21 protein-coding genes and 1 pseudogene are annotated in these 21,108 nt (G+C 67.9%); 11 read left to right on the top strand and 11 right to left on the bottom strand.

What is annotated here, in order from left to right; all coding sequences use genetic code 11:
- Nucleotides 1-17 precede the first annotated feature (17 nt).
- From pyrC to ACTTAG_RS02160, 4 genes are read right to left on the bottom strand one after another with little or no spacing between them, the layout of a single operon-like run.
- Nucleotides 18-1,289 (bottom strand): dihydroorotase, encoded by a 1,272-nt coding sequence (pyrC, locus tag ACTTAG_RS02145; RefSeq protein ID WP_444463966.1) that lies wholly within the window; start codon nt 1,287-1,289, stop codon nt 18-20.
- Nucleotides 1,286-1,855, bottom strand: coding sequence for a hypothetical protein (locus ACTTAG_RS02150; protein WP_444463967.1), 570 nt, complete (start codon nt 1,853-1,855; stop codon nt 1,286-1,288). Before ACTTAG_RS02150 ends, pyrC begins: the two co-directional genes overlap by 4 nt.
- Nucleotides 1,852-2,337 carry a hypothetical protein gene (locus ACTTAG_RS02155; protein ID WP_444463968.1) on the bottom strand — a complete coding sequence of 162 codons (486 nt, stop codon included), beginning with the start codon at nt 2,335-2,337 and terminating at the stop codon, nt 1,852-1,854. Before ACTTAG_RS02155 ends, ACTTAG_RS02150 begins: the two co-directional genes overlap by 4 nt.
- Nucleotides 2,330-3,295 (bottom strand): aspartate carbamoyltransferase catalytic subunit, encoded by a 966-nt coding sequence (locus tag ACTTAG_RS02160; RefSeq protein ID WP_444463969.1) that lies wholly within the window; start codon nt 3,293-3,295, stop codon nt 2,330-2,332. Before ACTTAG_RS02160 ends, ACTTAG_RS02155 begins: the two co-directional genes overlap by 8 nt.
- A gap of 93 nt (nt 3,296-3,388) precedes the next feature.
- Here ACTTAG_RS02160 and ACTTAG_RS02165 point away from each other — a divergent pair, with 93 nt between their 5' ends.
- Nucleotides 3,389-4,210 carry a uracil-DNA glycosylase gene (locus tag ACTTAG_RS02165; protein ID WP_444463970.1) on the top strand — a complete coding sequence of 274 codons (822 nt, stop codon included), beginning with the start codon at nt 3,389-3,391 and terminating at the stop codon, nt 4,208-4,210.
- A gap of 8 nt (nt 4,211-4,218) precedes the next feature.
- Here ACTTAG_RS02165 and ACTTAG_RS02170 read toward each other — a convergent pair whose 3' ends face one another.
- A complete protein-coding gene (locus ACTTAG_RS02170; protein ID WP_444463971.1) occupies nt 4,219-5,004 on the bottom strand; it encodes a protein-disulfide reductase DsbD domain-containing protein in 786 nt (261 codons plus the stop codon).
- A gap of 151 nt (nt 5,005-5,155) precedes the next feature.
- Here ACTTAG_RS02170 and ACTTAG_RS02175 point away from each other — a divergent pair, with 151 nt between their 5' ends.
- A complete protein-coding gene (locus ACTTAG_RS02175; RefSeq protein WP_444463972.1) occupies nt 5,156-5,707 on the top strand; it encodes a YqgE/AlgH family protein in 552 nt (183 codons plus the stop codon).
- Nucleotides 5,708-5,858: 151 nt separating this feature from the next.
- Here the strand turns inward: ACTTAG_RS02175 and ACTTAG_RS02180 are convergent.
- Nucleotides 5,859-6,819: pseudogene (locus tag ACTTAG_RS02180) on the bottom strand (L-threonylcarbamoyladenylate synthase).
- 132 nt (nt 6,820-6,951) lie between these two features.
- On the opposite strand from ACTTAG_RS02180, the gene ACTTAG_RS02185 reads away from it, so the two are divergent.
- From ACTTAG_RS02185 to ACTTAG_RS02195, 3 genes are all read left to right on the top strand, one after another.
- Nucleotides 6,952-8,634, top strand: coding sequence for an acyl-CoA dehydrogenase (locus tag ACTTAG_RS02185; RefSeq protein ID WP_444463973.1), 1,683 nt, complete (start codon nt 6,952-6,954; stop codon nt 8,632-8,634).
- Nucleotides 8,631-9,683: an MBL fold metallo-hydrolase gene (locus ACTTAG_RS02190; protein ID WP_444463974.1), complete on the top strand. Its 1,053-nt coding sequence runs from the start codon at nt 8,631-8,633 to the stop codon at nt 9,681-9,683. Before ACTTAG_RS02185 ends, ACTTAG_RS02190 begins: the two co-directional genes overlap by 4 nt.
- Before the next feature lie 109 nt (nt 9,684-9,792).
- Nucleotides 9,793-10,425 carry a hypothetical protein gene (locus ACTTAG_RS02195; protein WP_444463975.1) on the top strand — a complete coding sequence of 211 codons (633 nt, stop codon included), beginning with the start codon at nt 9,793-9,795 and terminating at the stop codon, nt 10,423-10,425.
- Nucleotides 10,426-10,431: 6 nt separating this feature from the next.
- On the opposite strand, the gene ACTTAG_RS02200 is transcribed toward ACTTAG_RS02195, so the two are convergent.
- Together ACTTAG_RS02200 and ACTTAG_RS02205 are read right to left on the bottom strand one after the other, a co-directional pair.
- Entirely contained in the window at nt 10,432-10,773 is a 342-nt protein-coding gene (locus ACTTAG_RS02200; RefSeq protein WP_444463976.1) for an AzlD domain-containing protein, read from the bottom strand.
- Nucleotides 10,770-11,489, bottom strand: coding sequence for an AzlC family ABC transporter permease (locus ACTTAG_RS02205; RefSeq protein ID WP_444463977.1), 720 nt, complete (start codon nt 11,487-11,489; stop codon nt 10,770-10,772). The genes ACTTAG_RS02200 and ACTTAG_RS02205 overlap by 4 nt, the downstream gene beginning before the upstream one ends.
- A gap of 112 nt (nt 11,490-11,601) precedes the next feature.
- On the opposite strand from ACTTAG_RS02205, the gene ACTTAG_RS02210 reads away from it, so the two are divergent.
- Nucleotides 11,602-12,186, top strand: a complete 585-nt coding sequence (locus ACTTAG_RS02210) for a GNAT family N-acetyltransferase (protein WP_444463978.1) — start codon at nt 11,602-11,604, stop codon at nt 12,184-12,186.
- 244 nt (nt 12,187-12,430) lie between these two features.
- On the opposite strand, the gene ACTTAG_RS02215 is transcribed toward ACTTAG_RS02210, so the two are convergent.
- A complete protein-coding gene (locus ACTTAG_RS02215; protein ID WP_444463979.1) occupies nt 12,431-13,909 on the bottom strand; it encodes an NAD-dependent succinate-semialdehyde dehydrogenase in 1,479 nt (492 codons plus the stop codon).
- Nucleotides 13,910-13,997: 88 nt separating this feature from the next.
- Between ACTTAG_RS02215 and ACTTAG_RS02220 the strand changes: the two genes are divergently transcribed.
- Nucleotides 13,998-14,771 carry an alpha/beta hydrolase gene (locus tag ACTTAG_RS02220; protein ID WP_444463980.1) on the top strand — a complete coding sequence of 258 codons (774 nt, stop codon included), beginning with the start codon at nt 13,998-14,000 and terminating at the stop codon, nt 14,769-14,771.
- Nucleotides 14,772-14,834: 63 nt separating this feature from the next.
- On the opposite strand, the gene ACTTAG_RS02225 is transcribed toward ACTTAG_RS02220, so the two are convergent.
- Both ACTTAG_RS02225 and ACTTAG_RS02230 read right to left on the bottom strand, forming a co-directional pair.
- On the bottom strand, nt 14,835-15,821 hold the full coding sequence (locus tag ACTTAG_RS02225) for a P1 family peptidase (RefSeq protein WP_444463981.1): 987 nt from the start codon (nt 15,819-15,821) through the stop codon (nt 14,835-14,837).
- Nucleotides 15,818-17,413: a GMC family oxidoreductase gene (locus tag ACTTAG_RS02230; RefSeq protein ID WP_444463982.1), complete on the bottom strand. Its 1,596-nt coding sequence runs from the start codon at nt 17,411-17,413 to the stop codon at nt 15,818-15,820. The genes ACTTAG_RS02225 and ACTTAG_RS02230 overlap by 4 nt, the downstream gene beginning before the upstream one ends.
- Before the next feature lie 109 nt (nt 17,414-17,522).
- Between ACTTAG_RS02230 and ACTTAG_RS02235 the strand changes: the two genes are divergently transcribed.
- The 4 genes from ACTTAG_RS02235 (at nt 17,523) to ACTTAG_RS02250 (ending at nt 21,105) form a co-directional block, all read left to right on the top strand.
- Nucleotides 17,523-17,960: a DUF1178 family protein gene (locus ACTTAG_RS02235; protein WP_444463983.1), complete on the top strand. Its 438-nt coding sequence runs from the start codon at nt 17,523-17,525 to the stop codon at nt 17,958-17,960.
- Nucleotides 17,961-18,016: 56 nt separating this feature from the next.
- A complete protein-coding gene (locus ACTTAG_RS02240; RefSeq protein WP_444463984.1) occupies nt 18,017-18,661 on the top strand; it encodes an SDR family oxidoreductase in 645 nt (214 codons plus the stop codon).
- Between the two features lie 219 nt (nt 18,662-18,880).
- The gene (locus ACTTAG_RS02245; RefSeq protein ID WP_444463985.1) at nt 18,881-20,086 is read left to right on the top strand and encodes an aminopeptidase P family protein; all 1,206 of its coding nucleotides are present in this window, start codon (nt 18,881-18,883) and stop codon (nt 20,084-20,086) included.
- Between the two features lie 170 nt (nt 20,087-20,256).
- Nucleotides 20,257-21,105, top strand: coding sequence for a L,D-transpeptidase (locus ACTTAG_RS02250; protein ID WP_444463986.1), 849 nt, complete (start codon nt 20,257-20,259; stop codon nt 21,103-21,105).
- The last annotated feature ends 3 nt before the right edge of the window (nt 21,106-21,108 follow it).

The raw sequence follows: 21,108 nt of genomic DNA on the forward strand, positions 1-21,108 counted from the left end.
GCCCCCGTCCGTTCTTGTTATGCCTGCCCGTGAACCTGCACCCCGCCGACGAAAGTGGCAAGCACCTTGCCCGTCAGCCTGGCGCCGTCAAAAGGCGTGTTTTTCGATTTCGAGGCCAGCGTGAAGCGGTCCAGCACAAAGGGCGCATCCGGGTCGAAAAGCACCAGATCGGCGGGGCTTCCCTCGCGCAGGCGGCCCTGCGGCAGCCCCATCAGCCGCGCCGGATGAAGCGAGAGCGCCGCAAAGAGCCCCGGCAGGCCGATGCTTCCTGCGTGATAAAGCCGCAGCGCCGCGGGCAGAAGGGTTTCCAGCCCCACCGCACCGGCCGCCGCCTCTTCGAAGGGCAGGCGTTTTGATTCCTCGTCGGCGGGGGTGTGCATCGAACACAGGATGTCGATCACCCCCTCGGCCAGCGCCTGCACCATCGCCAGCCGGTCGTCTTCGGACCGAAGCGGCGGCGTCAGTTTGAAGAAGGTGCGGTAATGGCCAACGTCGAATTCGTTCAGCGTCAGGTGATGCACCGAAACCCCCGCTGTCACCGGCAGCCCGGCCTCTTTGGCACGGGAAAGCGCGGGCAGGGCGCGGGCGGTGGTGATCTGATCGGCGTGATAGCGCACCCCGGTCATCTCGACGAGCGCCAGATCGCGATCCAGCCCCATCCGTTCGGCCATCGGGGAAACGGCGGGCAGGCCGCGCAAGCTTGCGAATTTGCCCGAGGTGACGGCAGCGCCTTTCGACAGCCCCGGCTCCTGCGGATGGCACAGCACCAGCGCGCCAAGGCTGCGGGCATAGGTGAAGGCGCGGGACAGAACCTTGGTATCGGCGCAGACATGATCGGCATCGGTAAAGGCGATGGCGCCCGCATCCATCAGAAAGCCGATCTCGGTCATCTCGCGGCCGTCGCGGCCCTTGGTCAGCGCCGCCATGTGACGGATGCGCACCGGCGCCTCGGCGGCGCGGCGGGTGACGAATTCCAGCGTCTCGGGCGTGTCGATGGCGGGGCTGGTGTCGGGACGGGCGATGATCGTGGTCACGCCGCCGCGCGCGGCCGCCAGCCCCGCGGTGCGGAAGCTTTCCTTGTGCCGTTCCCCGGGCTCGCCGATCTTCACGCCGATATCGACGATCCCCGGGGCCAGGCATTTGCCGCCGCAGTCGATCACTTGTGCATCGGCGGGCGCCTGCATCTGCCCGATGGCCGCGATGATCCCACCATCCACCACCAGATTGCCCAGCGTTTCGGTGCCCGCTTCGGGGTCGATCAGCCGGGCGTTTTCAAAAAATACGGTCATCTGAGCGCCTCCCGGGCGTTTCGCAAGATCGCAAAGACTTCGGGCGCATCCAGGATGCCCTGAAAGCCGATCTCCTCGGTTTTCGTGCCGCGCGGACGGCTGGCAAAGATCACGCCGCCCGCCTTGTCGCCACCCACAAGCCGCAAGGGCATGTCGGCGGTGATCGGATAGGTGTCGAGCTGTCGCCCCTTCAGGGGATGGCGCCGCGCGATATAGGCCGCCCGGGTCGACAGGGTAAAGGCGGTGCCGGTGCGTTGCAGCCGCTCGGCCCAGAGGGCCGCGGCGGCAAGGCCAAGCCCGGCAAAGATCAGCACCCCGCCCGTCAGGCCGGTGAGGACGATCCCGGCAACGGCCAGCACCAGAGCGGCCAGCAGGGCCGGGGCGAGACGTTTCCAGCCGATCCGGCGCAGCGGTCGGCCCTGCCACAGGATGCGTTCGCCCGGGACCATCACGCCTTCCCAGCCCGCGGGGATCGCGGTCGGGTCATGCGGGATCTCGGTCAGGGCCCGTTCGGCAGGGGGCAGCGGCAGTTCCGCCCCGCGCGGGGTGGGGCGCGGCGGTCTCATCGGACCTCCCGGGCCCGGCGTGCCTTGGCCGCCTCGATCGCCGCCACCACCGGCGCGGCTTCGGCCAGATGCCGGATCAGATGCTTGTCGCCCGATTTCGTCACGATCTGCACATCGCCGATCAAGGACCGCACCATCTCGATTTCCAGAAGCATCGCCTGCTTGCCCTGCGGCCCGATCAGGCGCCGGTCGGTCAGCTGCCAGCGTCGCGCAAAGGCTTCCGAGCGAAACCAGGCCGCCCGCGCCGCCATGCCGATCAGAATGGCGAGGATCGCGACCGGGATCTGATCCAGCTTGCCCAGCCAGACCAGCACCGCCGAGACCAGCACCGCGCCGAGCCCGCCCAGAACCATGTGGTCCATCCAGTAGCGGCGCAGATCGGGCAGGAACACCTGCGAGACCTTTTCACCCGGTTCCAGCGGCAGTTCGCTGTCCGTGCCGGGGCGGTAATTGAGGACGGAATCGCGTTTCATCTCAGACATCGGCGGCCTCCAGCGCGGCGCGGCCGCGTTCGGCGCGCAGGTTCTGCGCCAGAAGATCCATCACCGCCATCCGCACCGCCACGCCCATCTCGACCTGTTCCTGAATGACGGACCGGTTGATGTCATCGGCAATCGTGCCGTCGATCTCCACGCCGCGGTTCATCGGCCCCGGGTGCATCACGATCGCATCGGGTTTCGCATAGGCCAGCTTTTCCGCATCAAGCCCGTAGCGGTGGAAATATTCTCGTTCCGAGGGGATGAAGCCGCCGTCCATCCGTTCGCGCTGAAGCCGAAGCATCATCACCACATCGGCGTCGCGCAGCCCTTCGCGCATGTCGTCGCAGATCTCGGCGCCGATGTCGCCAAAGCCCGCCGGCATCAGCGTCGGCGGCCCGACCAGCCGCACCCGGTTTTCCATCTTGCCCAGCAACAGCAGGTTCGACCGCGCCACCCGGCTATGCGCGACATCGCCGCAAATCGCCACCGTCAGCCGCTGGATCCGCCCCTTGGCACGCCGGATCGTCAGCGCATCCAGCAGCGCCTGCGTCGGGTGTTCGTGCCGCCCGTCGCCCGCGTTGATCACCGCGCAATTCACCTTCTGCGCCAGCAGATCGACGGCGCCCGAGGAGGGATGCCGCACCACCAGCAGATCGGGATGCATCGCGTTCAAGGTCAGCGCCGTGTCGATCAGGGTTTCCCCCTTTTTCACCGACGAAGTCTGCATCGACATGTTCATCACGTCGGCGCCAAGCCGTTTTCCGGCCAGCTCGAAACTGGATTGCGTCCGCGTCGAATTCTCGAAGAACATGTTGATCTGCGTCAGCCCCGCCAGCGCATCGGTGCGCTTCACGGTGCGGCGGTTCAGATCGACATAGCTGTCTGCAAGATCAAGAACGGAACGGATGTCTTCCGGCGAGAGATGCTCGATCCCCAGAAGATGGCGGGCGCGAAAAGCCATGACGTCCTCCGATGTTGTCGGCCCGCTTATGGCAAATGGGGGGGGCTGCGTCCAGCGGCTTTACCCCCGTGTCGGGGCATGCGATGGAAAGCCATGCAGACTCGCCCCGGCCCCGAAATCAGTTACGATGCCGCCCTTGCCGCTTTCGAGTGGCTGATCGAGCTGGGCGCGACCGATCCGGTGGGCGATGAACCGGTGAACCGCTATGATCTGGTCACCCCTGAACCGGCCCCCGTCGCGGCCCCGCCGCCGCCCGGGACAGAGACCCGGCCGCAGCGCCCGGCGCCGGTGCTGGTGCCGGTCGACACGGTCGATCCGGTCGCGGTGGCGCGGGCGCAGGCGGCACGGTCGGCGACGCTGGAAGATCTGCGCGCGGCGCTGCTGGGCTTTGAACATTGCCCGCTGAAACTCGGTGCCCGCAACACCGTCTTTTCAGACGGCAATCCGAAGGCCCGGGTGATGCTGATCGGCGAGGCCCCGGGCAAGGACGAGGATGCGCAGGGCAAGCCCTTTGTCGGCCGCGCCGGGCAGCTTCTGGACCGGATGCTGGCGGCGGTGGGGCTCGACCGCGCGTCCCCCGATCCGGCGGCCTCGGTCTATATCACCAATGTCATGCCCTGGCGCCCGCCCGGCAACCGCGAGCCGGAGCCTGCGGAAATCGCGATGATGGGGCCGTTCCTGGCCCGGCATGTCGAGCTGGTCGATCCCGATCTGATCGTGCTCATGGGCAACACCGCCTGCGCGGCGGCGTTGAACACCCGCGGCATCACAAGGCTGCGCGGGGTCTGGACGCAGGCTTTCGGCCGCCCCGCGATGCCGACGCTGCATCCGGCGAACCTGTTGCGCACGCCGATCAACAAGCGGCTGGTCTGGGCCGATCTGCTGGAATTGCGGGCGAAGCTGAACGCGCTGTGAGGGGCCGGTCAGAGGGGCGGACAGCCGTCGATCTCGACCGCATCGCCGTGGCTGACCACCGTGATGCGCAGATCGGCGGGGTCCAGATCGAAGGGCCGGGCATCCTCGGGCACGAAATCGACGCTGGCCAGAAGCGCCGCGCCCTGCCGGTCGATCTCGGGTTCCGAAACCCACATCGGCCGCGAGCGCAATTCGAAAAGCGCGGTTTCCCCCGCCGCTTGCGGCAACGCGATCCGGGCCGCGACGCGCATGCCATCGCGGATCGGCGTGACGGTGCAGCGCGCCAGACCGGGGACGGGCCGGGGCACCGCCGCCAGCGCCGCGGCGATCTCCGGATCTTCGGCGCCGGGGCCCGACAGATCCCGCGTCAGCGCGACGCTGACCGGCACGCAGACCTCGTCGCAGATGCCGAAATCCAGACGGGCGCTCAGCGGTACGGGGGCGGCTGGGTCCCGCGGCACGATCTGCAACGGCAGCACCAGCCGGTCATGATAGCCGACCGTTCTGGTTTCCTCGGCCTCGAATACCTCGGGGGCGGGCCAGATCACCTGCAGCGCCGCGACATTGCTAGAGGCGGCGAAATCGAACTGCGGCGGCACGCCGACATCGCCCGGCACGCGCCAATAGGTCTTCCAGCCCGGGGCAAGCACGATCCGCAGCGCGGCGATGCGGCCTCCGTCCGGCTCCTGCCAGCCGGGCAGGATCTCGGCCGCCAGAAGCCCCGGGGCGAAGGGCGGTCCCTCCTCGGCCACGACGGGCGCGGCAAGGCTCTGGCACAGGACAAGGGCGGTCACGGACAGTCGCATATTCCTGCGATAGCCGCGGTCCCGGGATCGGCCAAGTCACAAACGCGACAGGAGGCCGCGGACAGGCTGTCGCCGGGGCTTGATTGCAACGCCGCCCAGGTCCACCTTTGGGAAAAGGCAGGCAAGCGGGGAGAGCAGCATGGATCTGAGCGGCAAACTTCTGATCGCGATGCCGGGCATGGGCGATCCGCGGTTCGAACATTCGGTGGTGGCGATGTGCTCGCATTCGGCAGAGGGGGCGATGGGGATCATCGTCAACAAGCCGCTGCCGAAACCGCCGATGGAGGATCTGCTGGAGCAGCTTGGCATTGCCGTGACCGCCTCGGACCGCGGCGCGGCGCCCTTGTTTTTTGGCGGCCCGGTCGAGACCGGGCGCGGGTTTGTCCTGCATTCGGCCGACTGGTTCGCTGCGACGATGCCGGTGGGCGAGGGGCTGGCGATGACCGCGACCCGCGACATCCTGGAGGAAATCGCCGCCGGGCGGGGGCCATCGCGGGCGATCCTGGCGCTTGGCTATGCGGGCTGGGGGCCGGGGCAGATCGAGCAGGAGATCCTCGACAACGGCTGGCTGGTGGCCGAGGGCAATGCGGCGCTGGCGCTGGACGGCGATCACGCGACGAAATGGACGCGCGCGCTGGGCACGATGGGGATCGACCCGCGCACGCTTTCCGCCGCGGCGGGCCATGCCTGAGGCCGGGCAGGGGGGGGCGCTGCCCCCCGTCCTGTCGGACTCCCCCCGGGATATTTGCGCCAAGGTGAAACAAGACCCGGATCGGCTTTCACCTTAGGGAAAATATCCCGGGGGTGAATTTTGGCGCAGCCAAAAGAGGGGGCAGCGCCCCCTATCCCCGCGGCGCGGCGGCGCGGCGCAGCCGGTCGTTGATCGCGCGCCCAAGACCGGTTTCCGGGATCGGCGCGATGGCGATGGTGGTGGCGCCGCGCGCCGCGGCGAGCTTGTCGGCCACCCGCAGCAGCGCGAAAAAGCTGCGTTGCCGCCTCGACCGGATCGGCCCTCGCCGAGAGCGTCAGATCGGCCTCGGGGCCGGGGCCGAAGCCCAGATAGATCTCTCCCGGGCGTTTTTCGGTGGCATCAAGCCGGACCGCCGCGCCGGGGGCGTAATGCGACAGCAGCTGCCCCGGGGCGTTCGGCTTCACCGCGTCGCCGCCAAAGGCGAGCGGCTGGCCCAGCGCGTCCTCGAGCGTTTCGACATCGACCCCGCCCGGACGCAGCAGCACCGGCGGGGCAAGGCCGAGAATTGTCGATTCGACCCCCACCGGGCAGCGGCCGCCATCGACCATCGCGGCGATCCGGCCCGACAGGCCTTCCAGCACATGATCCGCCTCGGTCGGGCTGACCTTGCCCGACGGATTGGCCGAGGGCGCGGCCAAAGGCCCGCCAAAGGCCGCCAGAAGCGCGCGGGCGACCGGATGCGCGGGCATCCGCACCGCCACGGTCGGCAGCCCGGCGGTGACCAGATCGGAGATCCCGGCCTCGGGGCGCGCGGGCAGAACCAGCGTCAGCGGTCCGGGCCAGAACCGGGCGGCCAGCGCCCGGGCCTGATCGGAAAAGACCGCGACCTGTTCCGCCGTCTCCCTGTCGGCCACATGCACGATCAGCGGGTTGAACTGCGGGCGGCCCTTGGCGGCATAGATCGCCGCCACCGCCGCGCCCTGCCGGGCGTCGCCGCCCAGGCCATAGACCGTCTCGGTCGGGAAGGCGACAAGCCGCCCCGCGCGCAAAAGCGCGGCCGCCCGGGCCAGCCCCGCGGCATCTGCCCCAAGACGTTCGGTCATTTCCTGCATCCCACCCTCGTGACGCTGCGTTGCGGTGGACGGGGGCTTCCCTTGCGGTAACCTTTGCCCGAAACCGACCCCGAATTTGCCCACGCATACGCGCCCCGGCCCCGTTTGCCAAGCGCACCACAGGAGACCGTCATGGCCTATCGCTCGCCCGTTGCCGACATCCGCTTCATCCTGGACAAGGTGGTGCCTTTGGCCCCGGTGGCGGCGACCGAACGCTTTGCCGAGGCGACGCCCGAGACGGTCGAAGCCGTGCTGACCGAGGCGGGCAAGCTGTGCGACGAGGTGATGGCCCCGCTTTTGCGCGCGGGCGATCTGCATCCGGCGCGGCTGGAAAATGGTGTCGTGCGGACCTCGCCCGGGTTCAAGGAGGCCTATCAGCAGATCGCCGAGGGGGGCTGGGTCGCCGTCGCCGCGCCGCAGGAGTTTGGCGGGATGGGCCTGCCGCAGACGATCTGCGTTGCGGTGAATGACATGATGTCGGGGGCCAATCTGGCCTTGCAGCTGAACCCGCTGCTGACGCAGGGCCAGATCGAGGCGCTGGAACATCACGCCAGCGACGCGATCAAGGCGCTTTACATTCCGAAGCTGATTTCGGGCGAATGGTCGGGGACGATGAACCTGACCGAGCCGCAGGCGGGATCGGACGTCGGCGCGCTGCGCAGCCGGGCCGAGCCGCTGGGCGATGGCACCTATGCGATCACCGGGCAGAAGATCTTCATTTCCTGGGGCGATTCCGACGTGACCGAGAACATCTGCCATCTGGTGCTGGCGCGGCTGCCCGATGCCAGCCCGGGCACCAAGGGGATCAGCCTCTTCATGGTGCCGAAATATATCCCCGATGCGTCGGGCAAGCCCGGGGTGGCGAACAGCCTTGGCGTCGTGTCCTTGGAACACAAGATGGGCCTGCATGGCTCGCCCACCTGCGTGATGAGTTTCGACGGCGCGAAAGGCTGGATGGTGGGCGCGCCCGGCAAAGGCATGGCGGCGATGTTCACGATGATGAACAATGCCCGTCTTGCCGTCGGCGTGCAGGGGATCGGCGTGGCGGAAGCCGCGTTCCAGCAGGCCTTGGCCTATGCGCAGGAGCGGGTGCAGTTTTCGCAGATCATCCAGCATGCCGATGTCCGGCGCATGCTGGCCGAGATGCGGGCCGAGATCTTTGCCGCGCGGTCGATCGCGCTGGCCTGTGCCGTTGCGCTCGATCTGGGGCGGGCGACGGGCGAGGAGCATTGGCTGGCCCGCGCCGCGCTGCTGACGCCGATTGCCAAGGCTTACGGCACCGATACCGGGATCTGGGTCGCCGAACAGGGCGTTCAGGTGCATGGCGGCATGGGCTTCATCGAACAGACCGGCGCCGCGCAATACTGCCGCGACGTGCGGGTGACGGCGATTTACGAGGGCACGAACGGCATTCAGGCGATGGACCTTGTCGGGCGCAAGATGGCCGATGACGGCCGGGCCGCCTTCCGGCTGCTGCAGGAAATCGAGGATGCCGCGAAAGCCGCGCGCGAGGCTTTGCCCGAACTGGCCGAAGCGGTCTGGCAGGCGGCGGAAACGCTGCGCGAGCAGACCGAAGGCATGATCGGGCAGGGCACGCAGGACCGCTTTGCCGGGGCCGTGCCCTATCTGCGGGCCTTTGCCCGGGTGCTGGGCGCGCATTACCACCTGCGCGCGGCGCTGGAAGGGGGCGCGCATGAGAAACTGGCCGCGATCTACATCCGCCGTCTGCTGCCGCAGGCCGAGGCGGCGCTGGCGGCGGCCCGGGCGGGGGCGGTTGACCTTTTCGCGCTTTCCCCCGAAGACCTTGGGGCATGAAACACCACCACGGACTGCGCTTCCCCTTTGAAACCGCCCCCGCCTTCGGCGAGACCCTTGCGGTCGCCGAGGGCGTGCTTTGGCTGCGCCTGCCGCTGCCGATGGCGCTTGATCACGTCAATGCCTATGCGCTCGATGAGGGCGACAGCTGGACGCTCGTCGATCCGGGCATCGACAGCCGCGCCTGCCGGGCGGCGCTGCAACAGGCGCTGGATGGCCCGCTTTCGGGCAAGCCGGTGACGCGGGTCATCGTCACCCATTACCACCCCGATCACATCGGTCTGGCGGGCTGGCTGCAGACCCGCGGTGCCGAGCTTTGGACGACGCGGACCAGCTGGCTTTTCGCCCGCATGCTGATGCTGGATGAACAGCCCCTGCCGGTGCCCGAAACGCTGGCCTTCTGGAAGGCCGCGGGGATGGACCCCGACCTGTTGGCGCGGCGGGCGCAGGAACGGCCCTTCAACTTTGCCGATTGCGTGCATCCGATGCCGCTTGGCTTTCGCAACATGGTCGAGGGCGATCTGATCCATTCCGCCGGGCGGCGCTGGCGGGTGCGGATCGGGCAGGGCCATGCGCCCGATCACGCCACGCTCTGGAGCGAGGACGACGGGCTGATTCTGGGCGGCGATCAGCTTTTGCCCGGGATCTCGGCCAATCTGGGCGCCTATGCCACGGAACCGCTTGCCGATCCGGTGGCCGACTGGCTGGCCGCTTGTCGCACCTTCCAGCCGCTCGCGCGGGAAGATCAGCTGATCCTGCCCGGCCACAAGCTGCCCTTCCTGGGCCTGCCGCTGCGCCTGCATCAGATGATCGAGAACCACGAGGGCGCGCTGACCCGCCTCCGCGCGGTTCTGGCCGAAGCCCCGCGCAGCGCCACCGAGTGCTTCCCGGTGCTTTTCAAGCGCCCCGTCGGCGAAGCGGAATACGGCATGGCGCTGGTCGAGGCGGTGGCGCATCTCAACCACCTGTTCCTGCGCGGCGAAATCACCCGGCAGGCCCGCGACGGCGTCTGGCACTGGGCGGCCCCCCCGGCGCGTTGCAGCGAATAGACACCGGGGCGGAAAACGCCCCGCAAGGTTCCGACGCCGGTTGCCCTTGCCCGCGCCGCATGCTTAACCCCTTCGCGAGTGACGAATTTCCTGCTGCGGAGGTCCCCGGATGCGCCGTCTTCTTCTGTGTCTGGGCCTGCCGCTTGCGCTGGCGGCCTGTGGGGCCGAACCGAAATGGGCCCCGGACGAGGCCGTGCAGGCCGCGCGCTTCTCGACCGGTAATCCGCCTTCGGTCACGCTTTTCACGGTGATTTCCACCAACACCGGCTCGGGCGGGCATTCGGCGCTGATGATTGATGGCAGCCAGCGGGTGATCTTCGATCCGGCCGGGACCTGGTATCACCCCTCGGTGCCGGAACGGAACGATGTCGATTTCGGCATCACCGAGCGGATGTATAAATTCTACATCGACTATCATGCCCGGGAATCCTGGTATGTGCGCGAACAGCGCGTGGCGGTGACCCCGGCCCAGGCCGAGGCGCTGCTGGCGCGGGTGCAGGCGAACGGGGCGGTGCCCAAGATGATGTGCGCCAATGACACTTCGGCGGTGCTGCGCAGCATTCCCGGCTTTGAAAGCATCCCCGGAACCACCTCGCCGCTGAAACTGGCGAAAGCCTTCGGCCAGTTGCCGGGCGTGATCACCGAGGATCACTATGACAACGATCCCGACGACAATTCCGGCGTGCTGATGATCCAGCAGGCGCCGGTGCAGCATGGCACCGGGCTGCGCAAGACCGACTGAGCCGCCTCAGCCCAGCAGCCAGAGCGCCAGGTAAAGCGACGCAAGACCACCCAGGATCGCGGCCAGAGTGTTGCGGCTGGCAAGGCCCACGGCCAGCGTCGCCCCGGCCGCGATCAGCCGGGCCGGATCGGGATGGCCCCCCGTCGCCGCGGGCCACAGCACAAGCGGGGCGACAAGGCCGGGCAGCACCGCGACGGCGGTGTAGCGCAGATGCCGCAGCGCCCATTCCGGCAGGTGCCGGTTGCCGATCCAGCCAAGGAACGAATAGCGCAGCACGAAGGTGCCGACGCCCAGCGCCAGGATGATCAGCCAGATCTTCGGATGGCCGTAAAGCTCTGCCGGGGTCATCGCGCGGCCCTCCTGCGGATCAGCCAAAGCTCGGTCTGTGCGCCTGCCGCCATTGCGGCCAGCGCGGCGAGGATCAGCCCGGTGCCCGCGGGCAGGAAGGCCAGCGCCAGCGCCATGATGATCGAGACGGCGGCGGCGACCAGATGCGGCAGGGACCGCAGCATTGGCGCGATCATCGCCAGAAAGGTCACCGGCACGGCGAAATCCAGCGCGAAGGCGGGCGGGATCGCCTTGCCCAGCCAGGCCCCGGCAAGGGTGGATACATACCACAGCGGACAGACCGGCGTGCAGGCCCCGGCGTAATAGGCAAGCTTCTGGGCGAGGCTCTGTTTCGGGGCGCGCTCGTAATCGGCATTCGACAGCGCAAAGACCTGATCGACCATGAAATAGGCGACCAGCGCCCGCGCCCAGGTCGGCGCCGCCCCCAGATGCGGCGCCAGCGAGGCCGAATACATCGCCATGCGCAGATTCACCGCCAGCGAGGCCAGGATCACCATCACCGTGCTGGCGTGATCGGTCATCAACTGCACCGCGGTGAATTGCGAGGCGCCGGCGATGACCAGGATGGAAAAGCCCATGACTTCGGCCAGGGTCAGCCCGGCCTCGCTGCCCGCGACACCGAAGAGAAGGCCGAAAGGCAGGATGACCAGAATGAAGGGCAGGCTTTGGCGGCAGCCGCGCCAATAGGCGGCAGAGGGCGGGCTTTGGTCGGTCATCTCGGGGGCTTGTCTGCAAGGGGGCAATGCGCGATTCCTAGGGGCAGCTTTCGGCCGCGCCAAGCGGGCGATTGTATCGGAGGCAATTCACCGGGGGCGGGGGGACGCGCGGATGAAGGTGCGGCTGCACCAGGGGCTGACGGCGGCGCAGCGGCACGAGGCGGCGGCGCTCTACTGGCGGGCCTTCGGCGCGAAGCTGGGCCGGGTGATGGGGCCCGAAGCCAAGGCTCTGGCCTTCATCGAGCGGGTGATCGACCCGGGCCATGTGATCGCGGCGGTGGATGGGCGCGGCCATGTGCTGGGGGTGATCGGTTTTCGCACCACCAAGGGCGCCTTTGTCGGCGGCGACCGCGCCGATCTGCGGGCGGTCTATGGCCGGTTTGGCGCCTTCTGGCGGGGGGTTGCGCTGCAGGCCTTGGCGCAGGATCTGGCGCGCGAGACGCTTTGCGTCGACGGCTTTGCGGTGGCCGAGCCCTTGCGCGGCCAGGGGCTGGGCGCGGCGCTGATCGAGGCGCTGTGCGCCGAGGCGCAGGCGCGCGGCTACCGGATCGTGCGTCTTGACGTGGTGGATGAAAACCTGCGCGCCCGGGCGCTTTATGACCGGCTGGGCTTTGCTGTCACCGGCCGCGTCGATCGCTGGCTGACGGCGGTTGTCTTTGGTTACCGCACCGCGGTGGCGATGGAGCGGCGCCTGTGAACGGCCGGGCGAGGGGGGGGTATTTCGCCTCGGCTGCGCCGAGGCGACCCGCCGGGGGCTCCGCCCCCGGACCCCCGGGATATTTGGACCAAGGTGAAAGAGGGGGTGGGGCACAAGCCGGACAGAGCCGATCACGACTCTGCAAAGCCTTCTTTTTCTTGGCGCAAATACGCTGGGGGGTCCGGGGGGCTTCGCCCCCCCCGGCGGGTCGCCGCGCGCCAGCGTGGCGAAATCTGCCTGCCCGTCAGATCGACAGGCAGATGTATTTCAGCTCAAGGTAATCCTCGACGCCATGATGGCTGCCCTCGCGGCCAAGGCCCGATTGCTTGACGCCGCCAAACGGCGCCACCTCGGTCGAGATGATCCCGGTGTTCACGCCGACGATGCCATATTCCAGCCCCTCCTGCACCCGGGTGATCCGGCCGATGTCGCGGGCGTAGAAATACGACGCCAGACCGAAGATCGTGGCATTGGCCTTTTCGATCACCTCGGCCTCGGTCTCGAACTTGAACAAGGGCGCGACCGGGCCGAAGGTTTCCTCGGTCGCCACTTTCATCTCCTGCGTGACGCCGGTGACGACGGTCGGCTGGAAGAAGGTGCCGCCGAGTTCATGCCGCGCGCCGCCGGTGACGATGGTGCCGCCGCCCGCCACCACATCGGCGATATGCTCTTCGACCTTCTCGACCGCATCGGCCGAGATCAGCGGCCCGGTGGTCACGCCGTCCTTCAGACCGTCGCCGACGTTCAGCTTGCGCACCGCCGCCGCCAGTTTTTCCGCAAAGGCGTCATAAACGCCCGCCTGCACATAGATCCGGTTCGCGCAGACGCAGGTTTGCCCGTTGTTGCGGAACTTCGACATCATCGCGCCCTCGACCGCCGCATCCAGATCGGCGTCGTCAAAGACGATGAAGGGCGCGTTGCCGCCCAGCTCCATCGAGCATTTCATCACCTGTTCCGCCGCCTGCCGCATCAGGATGCGCCCGACCTCGGTCGAGCCGGTGAAGGTCAGCTTCCGCACCGCATGATTTTCGCAGAATTCCTTGCCGATATCCGAGGCGCGCGAGGAGGTGATGACCGAGAGAATCCCCTTCGGCAGACCGGCGCGCTCGCCCAGAAGCCCCATCGCCAGCGCCGAAAGCGGCGTTTCCGAGGCCGGGCGGCAGACGAAGCCGCAACCCACCGCGATCGCGGGGCCGGCCTTGCGCGCGATCATCGCATTCGGGAAGTTCCAGGGCGTGATACTGCCCACCACCCCGATCGGCTGTTTCAGCACGGTGATGCGCTTGTCGCGCATGTGGCCCGGGATCGTCTCGCCGTAGATGCGCTTGGCTTCCTCGCCGAACCATTCGATGAAGGAGGCGCCATAGGCGATCTCGCCGCGGGCTTCGGGCAGGGGCTTGCCCATTTCCGCGGTCAGGATCAGCGCCAGATCCTCCTGGTTCGCCATCATCAGCTCGAACCATTTGCGCATCACCGCGGCGCGTTCCTTGCCGGTGCGGGCAGCCCAGTCCTTCATCGCCACTTCGGCGGCCTTGATCGCGCGGGCGGTTTCCACCCGGCTCAGGTCCGGCACGGTGCAGATCACGTCGCCCCGGGCCGGGTTCGTCACCCCGAAGGTCTTGCCGTCATCGGCATCGACCCAGTCCCCGGCGACAAGCGCCTTGGTGACCAGAAGGCTCGGGTCCTTGAGCAGCGATTTCAGATTGGTGGCGGTGTCGAGCATGGCGCATCTCATGGTTTGAGGGATATGAGAGGGAAGCACGGGGCGGCGCGGATGTAAATTGGCCGCCGTGGAAAGAAAGGGTAAGGAAGTGACCGATCTGGACGATGCCTATGCCAATATGCCTTACATCCCCGGGGGCGCCGACTATCCGGCGCGCTGGGCCAGGGCCGCGGCCGAGTATCGCGACGAGGCGATGATGGTGCAGGTGGGCTACGGCCCCGGGGTGCGGCGGCAGATCGACCTGTTCCTGCCGATGGGGGCGCAAAAGGGGCTGATCATCTTCGTGCATGGCGGCTACTGGATGAAGTTTTCCCCGCAGGATTTCTCGCATCTGGCCAAGGGCGCGGTCGAGGCGGGCTGGGTCGTCGCGATGCCGGGCTATGATCTGGCGCCCGAGATGCGGATCGAGCAGATCACCGCGCTGATCGCGATGGCGGTGGCGGAGCTGGCGCGCCGCTTCAGCGGGCCGATCCGGCTGGTCGGTCATTCCGCGGGCGGGCATCTGGTGGCGCGGATGCTGGCGCCGGGGATGCTGCCTGAAGAGGTGGCGAAGCGGATCGAGAAGGTGGTGCCGATCTCGCCGGTCTCGGACCTTTCGCCGCTGTTGCGGACCTCGATGAACGAGACCCTGCGGCTTGATGCGGCCGAGGCCACCCGCGAGAGCCCGGTGCATCAGCCGGTGCCGGGGGTGCCCGTGCATGTCTGGGTTGGCGGGGACGAGCGTCCGGCGTTTCTGGATCAGGCGCGGGGGCTGGCCGAGGCCTGGGCCTGTCCGCTGACGATTGACCCCGGGCGGCACCATTTTGACGTGATCGAGGGGCTTGAAGGCGAAAGCCCGTTGCTGGCTGCGGTGATCGGTTAGGGGGGCTCTGCCCCCCGCTGCGCCCCCCCCCCGGGATATTTGCGCCAAGGTGAAAGGGCAGGGTCAGGAGAGATTTTGCCAGCTGGGTTGCCGGTCGCCCGGATGGGGCGTGGCGGCGAAGACCGCGCGGGCGATGGCGCGGGCAAGGCAGGCGCTGGCGGCATGGCCAAGCTGGAATGGATCGGTGAGCGGATCGGCGAGGGGCCGCGCGCCGGTTGCCGCGGCGAAGACCAGATCGCCATCGAGCGGCGTATGGCTGGGCACCAGCGCCCGGGCCATGCCGTCATGCGCGGCGACGGCCAGCCGATGCGCCTGTGCCTTGGTCAGCGCCGCGTCGGTCGCGACGATGGCGATGGTCGTGGCCTCGCCCATGCGTTTCATCGGCAAGGGGTCGGCTTGGGCGGGGTAACGGGGCGCGGGGCCGAGGCCGCCGAATTCGTCGCCGATTTCCCAGGGCGCGGCCCAGAAATGCCGGGTCTCGCCCACGGTGGCCGAGCCGAGCGCATTCACCGCGACCAGCGCGCCCACGGTGAAGCCGCTGTCGAGCACCGCCGAGGCCGAGCCGAGCCCGCCCTTGAGGTTCCCCGTCAGGGCGCCAAAGCCCGCCCCTGCCGAGCCGATCGCGAAATCTTCCGCCGCCGCGGCAAGGGCGGCGCTGCCCAGCCCCGCATAGGGGTTTTCCGACCAGCCCTTGTCGCCGCCATTCAGAAGGTCAAACAGGATCGCCGCGGGCACGATCGGCACCAGCGCCGGGCCGACGGCAAAGCCCCGCCCCATCGCCCGCAGCCCCGCCATCACCCCCGAGGCGGCATCAAGGCCGAAGGCCGAGCCGCCCGAGAGCACCAGCGCATCGACGCTTTCAACCAGCTTGTCGGGGGCGAGCAGGTCGGTTTCCCGCGTGCCCGGCGCGCCGCCCATCACATGCACGGCGGCGGTGAAGGGGCGGCCCGCCGTCAGAACCGTGACGCCCGAACGCAGCGCCGTGTCATGCGCATTGCCGACCCGCAGCCCGGCGACATCGGTGATCAGATTACGGGGTCCGGGTCTCATGCCTTTGAATCCTCCAAAATCATCCGTGCGGCTTTCTCGGCGATCATCATCACCGGCGCGGCGGTGTTGCCCGAGGGGATCGTCGGCATCACCGAGGCATCGGCGATGCGCAGCCCCCCGAGCCCGCGCAGACGCAACCGCGGATCGACGACGGCCGCCGCATCCGGCCCCATCCGGCAGGTGCCGACCGGGTGAAAGATCGTCGTGCCGATATCGCCCGCGGCTTTCACCAGATCGTCCTCGGTCTGGGCGGCCTCGCCGGGCAGGTATTCGCCGCGGGCGAAGCGGGCAAAGGCCGGTTGCGCCGCGATCTTGCGGGTCAACCGCAGGCTTTCGGCCGCCACGCGCCGGTCGGTTGCGGTTGACAGGTAATTCGGCGCGATCACCGGCGGGCTGCGGAAATCCGGCCCGCGCAGATGGCTTTCGCCGCGACTGTCGGGGCGCAGGTTGCACACGCTGGCCGTCATCGCCGGGAACGGATGCAGTGGATCGCCGAATTTATCGAGGCTCACCGGCTGCAGATGCCATTCCAGATCCGGGGTTTCCCGGTCGGGGAAAGAGCGGGCGAAGATCCCCGCCTGGCTGGGCGACATCGCCATCGGACCGGAGCGGAACGCCGCATATTCGGCCGCGATCTTCGCCTTGCCCCAAAGCGTCGCGGCCATGGTGTTGAGCGTCTTCACCCCCGCCACCTTGAAGATCATCCGCAATTGCAGATGGTCTTGCAGGTTCCGGCCCACCCCGGGGGCCGCAAGCTGCTGTGCGATCCCGTTTGCCGCCAGAATCGCGGGATCGCCAATTCCCGAAAGTTCAAGAATTTGCGGCGTGCCGATGGCGCCTGCCGCCAGCACCACCTCGGTCGCCTGAACCTGATGCGCCGCGCCGCCCAGATGATAGCGCAGGCCGGTCACCCGCCCCTCGGAGATCTCCAGCCGTTCCACCTGCGCGCCGGTCAGCACGCGCAGGTTCGGCCGCGTCCTCACCGGCTTGAGGAACGCCGAGGCGGCCGACCAGCGCCAGCCGTTCTTTTGCGTGACGTCGAAATAGCCCGCGCCCTCGTTGGTGCCGCGGTTGAAATCCTCGGTCCGGGGAATGCCCGCCTGTTCGGCCGCTTCCAGAAAAGCATCGAGCACGTCCCAGCGCACCCGCGCCCGTTCGACCCGCAGGGGACCGCCCGCGCCATGCAGATCATCGGCGCCGCGGTGGTAATCTTCGTGATCGCGGAAAAGCGGCAGCACATCCGCCCAGCCCCAGCCGGTGCAGCCCCTCTGCGCCCAGCCGTCGTAATCGCGCGCCTGACCGCGCATGTAGATCATGCCGTTGATCGCGGAACAGCCGCCCAAGATACGCCCGCGCGGGTAAAGCAGGCTGCGCCCGTTCAGCCCCGGCTCGGCTTCGGTGCGAAAGCCCCAGTCGGTGCGGGGATTGCCGATGCAGTAAAGATACCCCACGGGGATATGCACCAAGGGGTAGCTGTCGCGCCCGCCCGCCTCGAGCAGCAGCACCCGGTTGCGCGGATCGGCGCTGAGCCGGTTCGCCAGAACGCAGCCCGCGCTGCCCGCGCCGACGATGACGTAATCGTATCTTTCCATGCGCATTTCCCCCCGAGGTTGATCTTCTCAGCCGCGCTGCGCCCGCGCAAGGGCGCTTGCATTTTCCGGGCCAAGCCTGTCAGATGGGGCCTTCGAAACGGGCCCGATGATGATCCGCTACACCCTCAAATGCGACAAGGAGCACAGCTTCGACAGCTGGTTCGCCTCGGCTGCGGCCTTCGAGGCCCTGCAGGCGCGCGGCATGGTCAGCTGCACCATCTGCGGCTCGACTGCGGTGGAAAAGGCGCTGATGGTGCCCGCCGTGCGCCCCGCCCGCAAGGCGGCCAAGCCGCCCGCGACCGAAACGCCGCTGAGCGCGCCGCAAACCGGCATGGAGGAGGCCTTTGCCGCGATGCGTCAGGCGGTGGAGGCGAATTCCGATTATGTCGGCGTCAATTTCGTCTCCGAGGCGCGGGCGATGCACGAGGGCGCCAAGCCCGAACGCGCGATCCATGGCGAGGCCCGGCTCGACGAGGCCAAGGCGCTTCTGGATGACGGTATCCCCGTGATGCCGCTGCCCTTTTTGCCCAAAAGGTCGCGGAATTGATTCAGGTCCTTGCGCTTGCCTGAACGCTGGCCATGATGGCCGGACAGGAGGCGACCATGACAGTTCTCATCACCGGGGCGAACCGCGGCATCGGCGCCGCGCTTCTGGCCCATTACCGCCACACCGACACCGCGGCCTTCGGCACCGCGCGCAATCCCGAGGGCGATCTCTTGCCGCTCGACGTCACCCAGCCCGACAGCGTCAAGGAACTGGCGCGGCGGCTGAACGGGCTGCCGATCGGGCTTCTGGTCTGCAATGCCGGGGTCTATGCCGATCTGGGGCAATCGCTGGAAAACGGCTATGCGCCGATGCTTTGGGCGCGCAGTTTCTCGACCAACGTGATGGGCGTGTTCCTGACGATTCAGGCGCTGTTGCCGAACCTGCGCGCGGCGCATGGCAAGGTGGCGATCCTGTCCTCGGCGATGGGGTCGGATGCCCGCGCGCCCGGCGGCAGCTACATCTACCGCGCGTCGAAGGCGGCGGTGCTGAACCTTGGCCGCAATCTTGCCGCCGATCTGCGCCCCGAGGGGATCGCGGTCGGCATCTATCACCCCGGCTGGGTCAAGACCGACATGGGCGGGCCGAAAGCCGAGATCACCGTGGCGCAATCGGTGGCCGGTCTGACGACACGGTTCGATGCGCTGAACCTGACCAATTCGGGCTGTTTCGAAAGCTATGACGGGGCGGTGATTCCGTTCTGAGCCGCGATTCGAAAGGCGGACGGCCCTGCCCGCGGGCATCGGCCGTCCGCCCCGATCCGTCCGAAACGCCCTTGTCAGCCGTTGCCCCCTTTGGCATTCTTGCCCCGAGCCGTGGCGATGGCGTCGCCACAGGGCAGTGCCCGATGCTTGCGGGGTTCCCCCCGCTTACGTCCTGAACGCCGGGATCTTTCGGGGTCCCACGGGCCCAAAGGACAGATCATGCAACGACCCGAATTCTATACCTGCGAAAACGGCCCCAAGGCGGTGCTGCCTTTCGACGCCGCCGAATATGACGCCCGCCTTGCAGGGCTGCGCGACATCCTGGAGCTGCACAGCCTCGATGCCGTGCTGCTGACCTCGATGCACAACATCGCCTATTACTCGGGCTTTCTTTACTGCAGCTTCGGGCGCCCCTACGGTCTGGTGGTGACGCGCGACCGATCCGTGGTGATCTCGGCGGGGATCGACGCGGGGCAGCCCTGGCGGCGCTGCCATGGCGAAAGCCTGACCTATACCGACTGGGCGCGCGACAATTACTGGCGCGCGGTCGCCCATGTGATCGGCACCGGCAAGGCGGTGGGCTGCGAGGCCGATCATCTGACGATGCTGAACGCGGAGAAGTTCAGCCATTTCCTGAAACCGAAGCGCGGATTGGACATTGCTCCGGCGACGATGACGCAAAGGATGGTGAAATCGCCTGCCGAAATCGCCCTGATCACCCACGGCGCCGCGGTGGCCGATGTGGGTGGCTTTGCGATCCGCGACACGATCAAGGCAGGCCTGCGCGAGATTGACGTGGCGATGGCGGGCCGCGACGCGATGGAGGTCGAAATCGCCAAGCGCTTCCCCGAGGCCGAATACCGCGATACCTGGGTCTGGTTCCAGTCCGGGCTGAACACCGATGGCGCGCACAATCCGGTGACGGGGCGGGTGCTGAAACACGGCGACATTCTCAGCCTCAACTGCTTCCCGATGATCTCGGGCTATTACACCGCGCTGGAACGCACGATGTTCCTGGGCGCGGTCGATCCGGCCAGCCTGAAGATCTGGGAGGCGAACGTGGCCGCGCATGAATACGGCATGTCGCTTCTGGTTCCGGGCGCCGTATGTTCCGAGGTGACGCAGAAGATCAACGCCTTCTTTGCAGACCGCGACCTGCTGCAGTATCGCACCTTCGGCTATGGCCATTCCTTCGGCGTGCTGTCGCATTACTACGGCCGCGAGGCGGGGCTTGAACTGCGCGAAGATATCGACACCGTGCTGGAACCCGGCATGGTGATTTCGATGGAGCCGATGCTGACCCTGCCCGAGGGCCTGCCCGGCGCGGGCGGTTACCGCGAACACGACATTCTGGTGATCGGCGAAACCGGCGCCGAGGACATCACGAAATATCCCTATGGCCCCGGCTTCAACGTCATCGGCTGAACAAGGGGGCGGCGAAAGCCGCCCCTTTCGCCACAAGCCCGCGGAATCTTCACGATTTTTCACGGTCCCGTCAGCGCGGGGCTTGACCTTGCGGCGGTGCGGCCCCCTGATCGCGGTCAATACTCCGCGTTTGCGGGGGGATTCGCTCATTTCTCGACAGGTGCTGCCCCGTGTCCCGTCTACCGTTTCGATTCCATGCCCCGCTTGCGGGGGTTCTGGCCCTTGTCCTTCTGGCGGGCTGCGCGGCCGATCCCAAGGCCGTCGCCAATGCGCCGCTGCGGGGCGTGCCGCTGGAATATCAGGCCCGCCCCGATGGGGAGCGCGTCGTGCCCGCGGTCAACCCGGTCTATCTGACCGAACGCAACCGCCGTCGCTGGGTCGAGTATGCCGGGCCCGAGGGCAAGGACACGATCGTCATCGACCCCTATGCGCGGCTGCTCTATCACGTCGTCGAACCGGGCAAGGCGATGCGCTTCGGCATTGCCGTGGGCAAGGCCGGCCGGGGCTTTTCGGGCAATGCCGTCGTCGGCCGCAAGGAGAGCTATCCCTCCTGGCAACCGACCGCGCGGATGGTGCGTGCCGATCCGGCGCTGTATGGGCCGCTGGCGGGCGGGCTGCGCGGCGGGCTTGACAACCCCTTGGGCGCACGGGCGCTTTATCTCTATCGCAACGGCCGCGACACCTATTACCGCATCCATGGCACGATGGACCCGAGCTCGATCGGCAAGGCCACCTCGGCGGGCTGCATCCGGCTGTTCAACCAGGACATCATCGACATGTTCGACGAGGCGCCGATGGGCACCCGCGTCAAGGTCCGCAGCCGCGCCGAAAGCCTGGCGCTGGAAGGCCCGATGCACGAGCTGCACACCGGCTATGTCGTTCCCGAGGCCGAGGTCGAGCTGATCGCCGCCGATCAGGCCGCCTGGGAAGCCGGTCAGATCGTCGATCCGGCGGTGCTGGAGGCGCAGCAGCACGACGCCGCGGTGGCCGCTGCCCGGCTGGCGGGCGCCGGAAACTGAACG

Origin of the sequence: Rhodobacter capsulatus, from assembly GCF_052363185.1 — a bacterium.
GTDB classification, from domain to species: Bacteria; Pseudomonadota; Alphaproteobacteria; order Rhodobacterales; family Rhodobacteraceae; genus Rhodobacter; species Rhodobacter capsulatus_E.